Annotated in this window: 11 protein-coding genes; all 11 read right to left on the bottom strand. The window is 37.0% G+C overall.

Features of this window, described 5'->3' with window-relative positions; genetic code table 11:
* Positions 1 to 26 precede the first annotated feature (26 nt).
* Positions 27 to 920, bottom strand: a complete 894-nt coding sequence (locus tag AM592_RS19350) for an SDR family oxidoreductase (protein ID WP_053605295.1) — start codon at positions 918 to 920, stop codon at positions 27 to 29.
* A 370-nt stretch (positions 921 to 1,290) separates the two neighbouring features.
* Positions 1,291 to 2,349: a hypothetical protein gene (locus AM592_RS19345; protein ID WP_225970279.1), complete on the bottom strand. Its 1,059-nt coding sequence runs from the start codon at positions 2,347 to 2,349 to the stop codon at positions 1,291 to 1,293.
* A 249-nt stretch (positions 2,350 to 2,598) separates the two neighbouring features.
* Positions 2,599 to 3,183, bottom strand: coding sequence for a DUF3885 domain-containing protein (locus tag AM592_RS19340; RefSeq protein ID WP_446680341.1), 585 nt, complete (start codon positions 3,181 to 3,183; stop codon positions 2,599 to 2,601).
* A 118-nt stretch (positions 3,184 to 3,301) separates the two neighbouring features.
* On the bottom strand, positions 3,302 to 3,841 hold the full coding sequence (locus tag AM592_RS19335; RefSeq protein WP_225970277.1) for a hypothetical protein: 540 nt from the start codon (positions 3,839 to 3,841) through the stop codon (positions 3,302 to 3,304).
* A gap of 306 nt (positions 3,842 to 4,147) precedes the next feature.
* Complete coding sequence (locus tag AM592_RS19330) at positions 4,148 to 5,452, bottom strand: ammonium transporter (RefSeq protein ID WP_053605294.1); 1,305 nt, start codon at positions 5,450 to 5,452, stop codon at positions 4,148 to 4,150.
* A gap of 5 nt (positions 5,453 to 5,457) precedes the next feature.
* On the bottom strand, positions 5,458 to 5,817 hold the full coding sequence (locus tag AM592_RS19325) for a P-II family nitrogen regulator (protein WP_053605293.1): 360 nt from the start codon (positions 5,815 to 5,817) through the stop codon (positions 5,458 to 5,460).
* A gap of 244 nt (positions 5,818 to 6,061) precedes the next feature.
* Positions 6,062 to 7,513 carry an Msr family ABC-F type ribosomal protection protein gene (locus tag AM592_RS19320; protein ID WP_053605292.1) on the bottom strand — a complete coding sequence of 484 codons (1,452 nt, stop codon included), beginning with the start codon at positions 7,511 to 7,513 and terminating at the stop codon, positions 6,062 to 6,064.
* 115 nt (positions 7,514 to 7,628) lie between these two features.
* The gene (locus tag AM592_RS25245) at positions 7,629 to 8,342 is read right to left on the bottom strand and encodes an MFS transporter (protein ID WP_280882405.1); all 714 of its coding nucleotides are present in this window, start codon (positions 8,340 to 8,342) and stop codon (positions 7,629 to 7,631) included.
* Positions 8,323 to 8,811 carry an MFS transporter gene (locus tag AM592_RS25240; protein WP_280882403.1) on the bottom strand — a complete coding sequence of 163 codons (489 nt, stop codon included), beginning with the start codon at positions 8,809 to 8,811 and terminating at the stop codon, positions 8,323 to 8,325. The genes AM592_RS25245 and AM592_RS25240 overlap by 20 nt, the downstream gene beginning before the upstream one ends.
* Before the next feature lie 691 nt (positions 8,812 to 9,502).
* Positions 9,503 to 10,753, bottom strand: a complete 1,251-nt coding sequence (locus AM592_RS19310) for a dicarboxylate/amino acid:cation symporter (protein ID WP_082364204.1) — start codon at positions 10,751 to 10,753, stop codon at positions 9,503 to 9,505.
* A gap of 55 nt (positions 10,754 to 10,808) precedes the next feature.
* Positions 10,809 to 12,098, bottom strand: a complete 1,290-nt coding sequence (locus AM592_RS19305) for an aminotransferase class V-fold PLP-dependent enzyme (protein ID WP_053605291.1) — start codon at positions 12,096 to 12,098, stop codon at positions 10,809 to 10,811.
* Positions 12,099 to 12,360 lie beyond the last annotated feature (262 nt).

Raw genomic sequence — 12,360 nt, 5'->3', positions numbered from 1 at the left:
AATATGACAGCTCCTTCATTAATTGCTTATGCGGTGACAGTTCCTCCAGTTGCACTGTAAACTTGACCTGTAACATAGCTTGCAGCTTCAGAAGCTAAGAAAACGTATATACCTGCTAATTCCACTGGCTGACCCGCGCGTTTTTGTGGGGTAGGCGGTGTGCTTTTACCAAATTTCGGGATATTTTCACTTGGCTGGCCTCCTGAAATTTGTAGCGGTGTCCAAAACGGTCCAGGAGCTACGGAATTTACCCGGATTCCTTTGGAAGCTAATTGACCGCCTAGTGCTTGGGTAAATCCAATAATGGCTTTCTTGGTAACTGCGTAGTCTAATAGCATTGGGCTTGGATTGTAACCTTCTACTGAAGATGTTGTGATAATAGAAGCACCTTCAGGTAAATGCGGTAACGCAGCTTTCACTACCCAGTATAGCGAGAAAACATTAATGGCAAAGGTTTTTTCGATTTGTTCAGTTGAAAGATCAGCGATATTCTCTACGGCTTGTTGTTTACCAGCAACTAATGCTAATATATCTAATCCGCCGAGTTCAGCATTTGCTTTTTCAACTAAATCCTTACAGAAGGTTTCATCGCTCAAATCACCAGGTATGAGGACTGCTTTTTGCCCTTCGGCTTCAATCAGATTTTTTACTTCCTCAGCATCAGGCTCTTCTACCGGTAAATAATTGATCGCGACATCTGCTCCTTCTCGGGCATAAGCAATAGCAGCAGCACGTCCAATACCAGAATCACCACCAGTCACAAGAGCCTTCCTGCCATTTAGTTTTCCAGAACCTTTGTAACTCTTTTCACCGCAGTCTGGCAGAGGATTCATTTGTCCTTGTAATCCAGGTGGTTCTTGGTACTGTTCAGGGAATTCATCGTGAAAATACTGTGTTAATGGATTTTTAAGATCAGACATAACTACCGCTCCTTTTTAACTAAAATTTAAGGTATATTTGTAGCGTACCCATGATAAAAGTTCATAAAACATATATTGAAAGTTATTCGGAATCGATATATATAAAAAGGAAGTCATTTGAAGAGCTATTCAAAATAGGGTTTTTATACTTTGAAGCAATACAATCACATTTCAACCTGTCATTTCTAATTAAAGAAAACGCTTTATTAATTTTGTTATCAAAATTTGAGGGTATATTTGTGCCAAAGTTTCTTGACATAAATATACCCTCATTCTGGGAAAAAGTCCTATCAGCATCCCTATTAACTGGATCATACTTCGTTACTCTCCAAAAATACAACGGCCACTCTATCCTTCTAAATCAATAAAACTACAAGTCATCTAATGTAATTACATCACCGTTTCCTGCGTTGACCCCATATTGACAATCTAATTTTCCGCATAAAACATATTGTTTTTGTTTAAAGTCGTAGACGTAGATTGGTGTTAGCTCATATAATTCTTTGATTTTTTCATACGCTTCTTCTATATCTATTGTTACTTTTTCAGGTGGTAGAAATTGATCAAGAAATTCCCACATCAGTTTGTTGTCCATGTAATTTAATACTTGGATGCTCTGTGCATCAATCATGACCAGAAGTTTTCTCTGAAATACACGAATGTCTTGATTAGTTGCTCTCAAAGTTGCATGGATAAAGCCATTCTCTCGATGTAAAGTCTTTAGTATCCATTTTCCAGTATCGTTAGGAAATTCCTGACGTAAAAAGTCTCTCACTGCCATTACACACTTCTCTTGTTCTACCTTTGTTATTGGAAATGATTCAGGAGATGGTTCATATGAAAATGCTTGTTCTGCTGTCACATCCTCAATCAAGTTAATCTCTTTTCTATCAAACGGTTTATTTAACGGCGTATCCCATTGAATGATTTGGTCTATTTTCAAAAGTGACTTTATATCTACAATAAGTTCAAACGGAATGGTCGATGTCTGGTCATTCATGACATAAATTTCTTCCACCGCGTAAACGGGAAATAACCTTTTCTGTTTAAATGAAGGAAATTCAATCAATTTCAATTGTTCTTTTGCCATATGTTCTACCATTTCAAGGGAAAGTGAATTGGTCTCTTCTTTTACTTTTTCTTTAGAAGGAAACTGACCATGAACAGAGAAAAAGGTGAGCTTCCCTTCCTGATCAAATTCAATTTCAATTGACCCTGAAGGAGAAACAGCCGCACCATCTATACATTCTTTAAAAAACAGCCTCCCCTTTTCTTCTTTTTCCAGTTGAAATTGGCGACCATACGCTAACCCTGTTTCCTGCTCAATCCATTTAATAATGTCGTTTTTATGAAGATTAGAAAATGCCTCATCATCTGCATAAGACTTACCTCGGACAAAAATAACACTCTTAAATTTACGGCTTTTCACGTCAATACAAATAACTGCTGTACCTTCTAACCATCCTCTTGTTCAAGTACGTGATTAGGAAACCACTCCATACATAGTGTATATAGCGTATCATTGAAAATGTTTACGTTCCGATCGAAACTATGTGTTTTTAAATAGTAGTTATCTAATCTAAACTTTGATTTTGCATAATCAATTAATTCCTTTATCCTTGGATTCATTTGAAATACCTCGCTTTTAAGATTATTTCAAAACCTATAAGCAGAAAGATTATTTAAAACGTTGATTAATCTCCTCACGATAATATTCATCAACCCAATTCGTGTATTTCTCATATAACGGTCGTATCGTCTCTATGTCATTCGCTATGACTTCACACCCTCTATCATCATAAATAAAAAAGATAACACCTTTCGTAACGTTAATAAAAAATTCATCTGGATAATTTAAGTCATTAAATCTTGGCTTTAATGACTGGAAATCCTGGTTACAAATTGCTTTCAGCAAAGGATCTCGTATATCTTGTTTGCGGCATTCTAAAGAAAATTGGCAGGTACAATACGACTCAGCATCATCTTCATCATCAAACATATAGGGAAGAGTTTCTTGCTTCAAACGAAACAGGACATTTTTATTTTTTATGTAATGGTTATAGATTTTGACTTTCTTTTTACTTCTTTTTGCATGATTCCTATTCTGATAGATATTTGATACAAATAGAATTTTATCATCAGCTGAGAAAATATCATGAAAAAGTGACAATGCTTGATGATATACTTGATTAAAATAGTCTGAGTTTAGTTCGTCTGTTCCGCTTTTAAATGGGGAGAGACCCTGAGCGAATTCAAAATGAATACCTAAATCCCATTGATGATAAAGACTTGCTTTAAAACGAGCCCGGGAAAGATATTGTTAATATAGTCTCTTAATTCCATAGTACATGTCTCCATTTAGATCAAGTTAAGGATTCCCCTCATAATTTTCTGCTTTTTTCTCCCGACTTAATAATAATATCCACGTTTCTTGCACTGCCATTATCAATGTGGTTTTCTGTATTCGACACATCTATATTAGATTCGATCTTCACATGTTTTCTCGCATTTGCTTTTAACTTCACCTCATAAGGCGCATTGTTATTCAAGAGCGAGACCATTGGATAATCATTTTTATTTTCATAAAATTCAACAGTGAACCCCACATCATTTCTACTGTAATTATCAAAAGTAAGCTCACATTCCCCGTGTAATGTTCTTTCATTAATCATATCAAAGCCACAATTACTTAGGCCACGGTCATAGGAAACAGCGTAAATGCCTGTTGCAAATGTTCTTTGATAGGAACCGGCAATCATCGACGGTGCAAAAATTGAGATAATAATAGCAATCAATACGATTCGCCCATGATATTTTTCTAATGATTTCGCCAGTAAAAATAAACCCGTAATCAAAAGTATTAATGAGACAACTCCAACAAATTGTAATCCATCATCTGTCTGAACAGGTATATTCAGCACCTCAACAACTGCCTCACCATAAGGACTTTCGTGCGGAAAAGGGAAATTTAACGCCATAGATGCAATAAAAAAATGAGAGCAAAATATATCATTTTTTTATTTTTTATCATATTAACCACCCTTAATTTCAGGTATTTTATGGTAATCGTACGTCCGACCACGCATGCTCTTTTATATCCTACGAACACCAACGCTTCAAGTTTCAATCTACGGCAAAAAAGCGTCTCTACTTTTAGTAGAGACGCCGTAAACTTAAATCTAAAGCTCAATTTTAGTATTAGTTATTTTACTAGATTTAAAATTAACTTACCCGGCATTTTCTTTCGTATCATCAGGAGCAACCGTGATACCTGTTGTTTCTTCAAAATCGTATAAATTGGACGGCAAATCTGTGAACCGTTCTAATTCATTATAAGCTGGAATTCCATGATATGACATATCCAGACCTTCTTCCTCTTCACGTTCACTTGCTCGGAAACCGACTGTCTTTTCACATACTTTCGCAACAATCGTACCGCCGACAAGACCCCAAACAACTACTACGGCTGCACCTAATACTTGTATTAATAGAAGAGAAGCATTCCCCGTCATGAAAAGACCTTCAGATGTATCGAACAATCCAACTGCAATGGTTCCGAATACGCCAGTAAATCCATGTACAGCGACTGCTCCCACTGGATCATCCACTTTGAGCTGATCTACTAATAAAGTCGCAAAGATCACAATTAGACCGCCGATTGCACCGATGACAATCGCACTCAAATGAGAGACGAAAGCACATCCGGCAGTTATCGCCACCAAGCCTGCTAACACGCCATTAATGGTCATACTCGGATCAGCTTTCCCGAATTTCTTCAACGTCATAAACAGGGCAGCCGTTCCTCCACTTGCTCCTGCCAGCATTGTGTTCAGGGCAATCGATGCAAGACTAGTGTTAGAAGCATCTAATGTGCTTCCTGCATTAAAGGCAAACCAGCCGAACCATAAAATAAACGCTCCTGCAGAAGCTAATGGAATGTTGCTGGGTGCAAATACATTGGCACTGCCATCTGAATTAAATCTTCCATTTCTCGGTCCCAGCAGTTTTGCCATTGCAAAAGCAATAAATCCACCTACCGCATGAATCGTAGCCGAACCAGCAAAATCCTTCATTCCTAATTGCGCTAACCAACCATCACTGTTCCAGATCCAATGACCTGATAGAGGATAAATGATGAGACAAATAAGTGCTGCTGTTAATACATAAGCTTTAAAATTCATACGTTCAGCAACGGCACCTGACACAATAGAAATACAAGCTACTGCAAATCCGATTTGAAACAATACATAAGCAGCACTTGGTAATTCAATCGAAAGAGCAATCTTTTCCGGACTTCCAAATAAAGTCGTACCAATCAATCCAAAAGCATCTTGCCCATACATAATTCCAAATCCAACTAACCAAAATGCTAAGACTCCCACTGTCAAATCGACAAATATTTTCATAGTTACATTGACTGCATTTTTCGTTCGAACAAAACCAGCCTCCAGTAAACTAAAGCCACCCTCCATGAACAATACCATTGCCGCAGCGATAACAATCCATACGGTGTTTAAATAGATAAGTTCCATAAAAGTTACCCTCCCAGATTAACTACGTCATCAATATCAAAGTCTTTTGTGCCTGTTCGAATGTTATAGGCTTCAAATATCGGATAAACATAAATTTTACCGTCGCCCGCTTCTTCTGTTTGGGCAGAATCAATAATGGTATCAATCGTTGGCTTGACCATATGATCCGAAAGGACAATCTCCAGTTTCACTTTTGGATGAAGAGTCACTTTATAGTTTTTCCCACGGTAAACTCCCTGGGTATCCTTTTGTTTTCCTCGTCCGACTACCTGAGATACTGTAAAACCAGTAATACCTATATTTTTTAGCCCTTTAATCGTCTCAGTGAGCTTTTCGGGTCTTATTATCACTTCAATCTTTTTCATAATAACGCAACTCCTTGTAAGGATTTCTAACATTATACGATATATAATATAACGCAATGCAAAAGTAAGTCAATGGAATATAAAAGCAAATTGAAAATATTACGAATATTTTTAAAGCGTTTACATTTATCTTAAGTTTATATCAAGCAAGAAGACCGCCTTGTCAAAGGCGGCCTTCGCTTTTATTTCTTATTAATCTCCCTTTAGGTATGCTTTAGCTTTTAATTGATTCAGACAACTTCAATCACACTTGATTCAATGTTTCCGCAAAAATACGATACTGCAGGTCTGCAACATTTTTTATGAACGCTTGATCATGAGAGACAAATACAATCGTTCCTTCATATGCAGCGATAAACCGCTCTAATGCTTCAATCGCATGAATATCCAAGAAATTGGTAGGTTCGTCTAACAATAGAATGTTATATTCCCCTAAGAACAGGTGACAAAGTTGGAGGCGTATCGCTTCTCCACCACTCAATGACTTTACACTTTTTTGCAAATCAGTACCGACAAACTGCATCGAATGTAAAACACTTCTTAGAAATCCTTCATCATATTCTGAGCGATTTTTTACAAATTGCAGTACCGATTCATCACTTGAAAATTGATAGCTCATTTGGCGGAAATAACCGATTTTTGCTTTTGGTGAAATGGTTAAACCAGCCTCGCCATTTGCAATATGGTGAAGCAATGTACTTTTACCACTGCCATTTGCACCTGAAATCGCTATTTTTTTGCCAAGCAGCTGGAAGCTCACTTCGTCCAATAACACTTTATCCTCAACTTGAAGAGTTAATCGGTCCGCCATAACCGGAAACTTATTATGCAATTCCAATGCTTTTGATTGGCGAAACATGATTTTCTTTTCCGCCTGTACGGCTTCGACTTCCTGGAGTTTTTCCATTCGCTGTTCAATCGCTTTTGCGGCGCGCTGTACGGCTTTTTGGCTCGTGCCTTTCGATTTCGTCATAAACGACTTGTACGGTTTTGCATTCGCTTCTTTTTTCGACATACTTCCTGCTTGAGTGATTTTTTCAGCTTTTTTCATTTTTTCTTGTACTGCTTTTTCAAGTCGGCTTTTTTCTTTGATGAATTGTTCATGAGCTTGGCTCTGTTGATCACGTTCTAGCTGCTTCTGTTTCATGTATTCGCTGTAATTGCCGGTATAAACCTGAATTTTGCCGTCACGTACTTCCCAAATCGTTGTGACGAGCTCATCTAGGACAGCGCGGTCATGACTAATCAACACAAGTGCTCCGTAGTAATATCGTAATTCATCAAGTAAGAAAGTAATACCGCCTTGATCCAAGTGTGTTGTCGGCTCATCGATTAGTAACGCCTCGTAATAATGCGTAAACAATTGTGCAAGCTTCAGCCTTGTTTGCTCCCCGCCGCTTAACTGATCAGAATTTTTCGGAACTCCCAGTCTTCCGAGTAACGCCGCATCAGCTTCTGCAACTGCAGGAGCTTCAAGCTGCTCAAAATAACCTTGCTCTACGTAACAATTAACTTTTCCACTTGTCGGTTGAATTTTACCAGCAAGCAGCTTTAATAACGTGCTTTTCCCTGCACCGTTTTTCCCGACGATGCCAATCCGGTCAAATTGATGTACAGCTAATCGTTCAATCTTTAATACTTCTTTATCTAAATATGTCACTTCGACATTTTCTAATTCAAAACATATTTGTTCCATATTCGCTACCTCCGAAATTTATTATTTCGTATCGATAGCTAGGATCGATACGAGCTTCTATTTCAAGCTCGTATTAATAGAATAATAAGAATTGCATCTTTCTTTCCCCCTCTCCTCACTTAAGCTTCATAGCCATCACTGCATTTAGACTAATCAGAACACCGGTTATAGTAAATAGTGCGGCAACACTCGTTAATTCCGTAAATACTCCAGCTAACCCCAATCCAACCGTAAGTAACGATAAACTTGTAACAAAACTAAATACTCGCCCAAGTAAATGAGGTTCAATTTCCGACTGGATATACGAATAGAATGGAGCTGAAAATAATGGACCAGATAATCCAACCAAACAACTCAGTACAACAAACACATAGAAAATGGACGGTGATAGCAAACCAGAAATAAATAATGCAACGCCTATCAGCATCATCCCGGCTGCCATTGTTTTAATTTTATCAAAACGATCCCCTAATACACCTAACAATGAAGCTCCTACAATTAATCCAATCGCAAATGCAATCTCAACAATTCCTGCTTCTACTACACCTTTTGCAAAATGATTACGTACCATAAGCGGAAAGTAAGTGCCTATAGGAATGTATAGGACAGCTACAACTGTCATTACTATTGTTAACCTCAGTAAAAGGCGATGTTTCACAATCACACGATATCCTTCTTTCATTTCACCAATAAAACTGCCTGACACCTCTTCTGTCGTTCTCGGTACTCTTGGGATGTGAATAAACAGTAAAACGCTACAAGCAATAACAGCACCTAATACATCGAACAATAACACCCATTCAAGCGAGCTAACTGCAAGTAATGACATTCCCACTGCCGGTCCTGATATTGGACACCGAACTTATCATCTGTCCCCAGCCTGCAACCTTTGTCAGGTGCTTTTCAGGTGCAAGCAGCGGCACAGAGGCTTGCATTGCCGGCATATGAAAGGCAGTTGCAAGTGAACGAACGACTAACACGAGTATTACTAACACGATACTGGGTTCACTAAAATACATCGATGTAAATAATAGTAAACTGCCTAATGCAACAATCATATCTGCAAGTATCATTATCATTTTACGAGAGTGACGATCTATAATTGTTCCAGCTAACGGGCCAACTAATGCTTGTGGTAAAAAGCCTGCTACCCCTGCCAAAGCTAATAAAAGTGGTGAGCCTGCTGTATCTGTTAACCACCAAATGATACTAAATTGAACAGCAGCACTACTCAGTAATGAAAAGAACTGCCCTGTATATAACGCAAAAAATATCCTTTTCCAATTTTGATTTTCCATTAGTAATCGATACCTCCTAAATTTACGTATCGATTCTTCACCGATACGAGCTTTTCTTGCTAAGCTCGTATTAATAGAAAAGTAACATCATCATGTAAAATCTCTCCAATAACTTTTTAAAGCTGCCTAATTTCTTTCTCACAGAATCGTAAATATTTCTTTTGCTAAGAAAATTATACAAAAAAGAAAGGCAGAATGATCCACCTTTCTTCACTTTACATATTTGTATTTGAAATGAAGATTATTAAAAAAGGGCAGACTAATCCCGTTTACTCTGCATACACAAACAGAGTCTTTGAACGTATTAAATTACTGGTTCAAAGATTGGAATCGAAGTCTCATTGAATACATATTTTAATAATCCTCCTTAAGATTTTAACACACAGTATTTATAGAGTTCCTTTTTGAAAAGTCAATAACACTTATTCTCCTAATGTGCAGCGTTAATTGAGGCTAATCAAAACCGCTTTCGGAAGAAAAAATTGTTCATATGGTTGGCTTAGGATTAAGAAGGCTTTCTCAAACGAAGAAAAGCAGGATACTCTAGGAATTGACGAGATTCCAGAAAGAGAGGATACCCCACTATGATTACAAAATCAGCTTGATAAGTTAATCACTGGCTTCTTGAAGGAACAATTAGAAAAATCAAATCGAATATCCTGAGCTAAACCTTCTGCGAAAAAGGCTATCTTCACGTTTGCCCCGTTGCAGCATCTTGATTGGAAGTTGAAGTTATCGTTTGTTTTTCACGAAACATTCCCTCCGATTTTGCCATAGCTACTGTCGCCAAGGCATTTCCTACTACATTAGTTGCAGTTCTAGCCATATCCATAATAAAATCAACAGCCATCAGTAAAGCAATACCTTCAAGTGGTAAACCTATAATGGCAGAAACACTTGTTAGGATAACGATAGCTCCTGAAGGGACAGCTGCCACTCCCTTCGTAAGTAACACAAGCAATAGAACAATGTGAATCTGTTCTACTACTGAGAGATCAATGCCATAAGCATTAGCTAAAAATATGATAGCAGGCGCCATATACACCATTCCTCCATCTAGATTAAATGAATAACCAAGAGGTAATATAAATGAGACGACTGAATTTTTTGCTCCATATTGTTCTAAACGTGCCGTAAGAGGAGCAAATACTGACTCTGAACTTCTAGTGGTAAATGCTATCAATAATAAATCTTTAATCTCTTTAATTAATTCTAAATAACGAATACGGTAGATGCGGGCTATAATTGGAAAGATAACCAACAAAACAATAGCTAGCCCGGCATATGTAACAAGGATTAAATCAAGCAGGGTACTTAATTTATCAAATCCATAGGTAGCCATACTATAAGCAATAGCACCAAAAACGCCAATAGGAGAAAATTTAATAACATATTCTAAAACTTTAAACATTACTTTAGAAAGAGCTTCAAGTACATCTTCAATTGCCTGCGCCTTCCCCTTTAATGATCGAAGAGCAAGTCCAAAGAAAACACCAAAATAGACTATGGCTAATAAATTCCCTTCAGAAAAGGCAACAAATATATTAGAAGGTATTATATGAAGTAAAAATTCTCTAAAATCAATTTCTTTTCCAACAATACCATCCAGAGCATCTTTATTTCCATCTGAAAGATCTGCTCCCATTCCAATGTGCGTGAAGTTTGCAAGTAATAATGACATAATAATAATTAAAGTTGTAACAATTTCAAAATAGATAATAGCTTTAATAGAAAGTCGCCCTAGTGCTCTCGACGATTTAATTTGCGCGATACCTAATACAATTAAAGGGAAAATTAATGGCACTATCGTCATTTTAATCATGTGGATAAAAGCATCCCCTAAAATTTTCGCCTCTGCACCCAACGTTTTATTTATAGATCCTAAAATTAGGCCTAATACCAGAGCAATTGCGATTTGAAGCCATAAAGGAATTTTTTTCATGATTGCCTCCCTTAAATATAATATTTTGATTTGTCTTGAAATAACCTTGTTTATACTAGGCTCTGTTCTTTTCTACAATCCTCTTAGTTATTGATAAAAATTTCTCCACTTCTTCAACACTATTGCAGTGTAATGGAGATATTCTTAGCGCACCTTTCATTCCAAAGGATTCGAGTATCCTTTTTGAATAAATACTTGTTGCCACGCGCGCATATAAGATTACTCCTTCCTCTTCATATTGGCGGACAGCTTCTTTATAATCTAAACCTTCTAAACTAATTGCGACAATGAAGTCTCTTTTTGATAAATCTTTATAATCAAGATGAACGGTTACTCCAGTTATATCTCTTAATCCTCTAAGGTTAGCTGTTCCATTTAACAGGATATCGAGCAAAGTCCTTTCTTGTAAGGAGATCTTACTCATTCCTTCAACAAACAAATCTCTTCTATCTTGACTTGTAATAAATTGGGACCCAATCCAACACACGTAGTCAACAATTTCGCTTACGACAGCAAAATGGGCCGGTGCTGGACTTCCAAGTTCCCATTCACCCTTTTCTTTCCCAGTAAGCTTGTGATGGGGTAGACGGGCAGCTCTATTAGATAGATAAGAAATTCCACAACCTCTGACACCAAAAAATTTGTAAGGAGCAAAGTTCATCGCATCAACAGGTGTTTTTTTAAGATCTATCACACCATGTGGCGCATGTTGTACGGCATCCACAATAATAAACAAATCTGGATTGATCTTTCTTGCTTCTGTAACAATCGTTTCGATGTCTAAAATAGCACCAGAAATATTTGATGCATAAATAACACTTAGCAGACTGGTGTCCTTGTCTATAAGTTTCATTATTTCTTCTACATCTACCCCACCTGTAACAGGGTTTGTCTTGGCAACACGAAATTCCTTACCTAACTTATCTGCATAAAACTTCGCTGAGTCAAACGCTGAAGGATGCTCCAATGCTGTCGTAACAATGTTTGTTCCCTCAATATTTTCCGCAATAATCCCTGTGATTTCGAATATTGCTTGAGAGGCAGTAAGATACGTTGCAATACTTCCATCTTTAGCATTGATTATAGTACGTATATCATTTGTTCCCTTTTCTTGAATATCAATTAAATATTTTGCGGTTTCATGTTCTCTCTCAGGACAATCAGGAATTGAATCGAGCTTCGTAAAAATCTCTGTCGCTCTCTTTAATCGAAAAGATCCCCCTGCGTTATCAAAAAATATTCTCTTTTTTTGCTGTATAGGGTCTTCTTCAATATAATTAAACTTCTTTCTAACTTCGTTTAGAATTTCATTACTAAACAAAAATCCCGTATCTAACCTTTCCATAAAAACCTCCTGTAGCATATTTTCGATTGAATTTTAAAACTAATCAGAAAATATCAGTCATACTTTCACAATTTCAATTAAAATTCAGTTGAATCACATCCTTAAAATAAATATTTGATCTTATTAGTTGATGAACTTATTATACTTAGTATTACAAGTGGTGTCATAGTTACTGTTAGAATATCTAACTATGAACCTCTTTATATAGTTACACCTTCATAAGCTTATTATAATTAGTATTACAATTGCATCAATTATAAGT

The organism is Bacillus gobiensis (assembly GCF_001278705.1).
Lineage (GTDB): Bacteria > Bacillota > Bacilli > Bacillales > Bacillaceae > Bacillus > Bacillus gobiensis.
This window is presented reverse-complemented; position numbering and strand designations above follow the sequence as displayed.